1 protein-coding gene is annotated in these 532 nt (G+C 62.2%); it reads right to left on the bottom strand.

What is annotated here, in order from left to right; translation table 11 throughout:
• On the bottom strand, window positions 1-532 hold a 532-nt coding region (locus ACPCXD_RS22915; protein WP_423661212.1), incomplete at both ends, for a cbb3-type cytochrome c oxidase subunit I.

Raw genomic sequence — 532 nt, 5'->3', positions numbered from 1 at the left:
GAGTTGCCGTAGCCCCACGGGTCGTCGACCGTGACGACCTGGCCGTAGCGGTAGCTCTTGAAGACGTTCCACAGGAACGGCAGCGTCGAGGCACCGAGCACGAACGCACCGATGGTGGAGATCGTGTTCAGGGTGGTGAACCCATCCGAGGGCAGGTAGTCGGCGTAGCGACGCGGCATGCCCTCGTTACCGAGCCAGTGCTGCACCAGGAAGGTGGTGTGGAAGCCGACGAAGGTCAGCCAGAAGTGCCAGCGGCCGAGCTGCTCGTCGAGCATGCGCCCGGTCATCTTCGGGAACCAGAAGTAGATGCCGGCGTAGGTCGCGAACACGATGGTGCCGAAGAGCACGTAGTGGAAGTGCGCCACCACGAAGTACGAGTCGTGCAGGTGGAAGTCCAGCGGCGGGCTCGCGAGGATGACACCGGTCAGACCACCGAAGAGGAAGGTCACGATGAAGCCGACCGAGAACAGCATCGGCGATTCGAAGGTGATCTGGCCCTTCCACATCGTGCCGATCCAGTTGAAGAACTTCA

The sequence above is a fragment of the Rhodococcus sp. AB351 genome (genome assembly GCF_049538275.1).
Classification (GTDB): domain Bacteria; phylum Actinomycetota; class Actinomycetes; order Mycobacteriales; family Mycobacteriaceae; genus Rhodococcus.
This window is presented reverse-complemented; position numbering and strand designations above follow the sequence as displayed.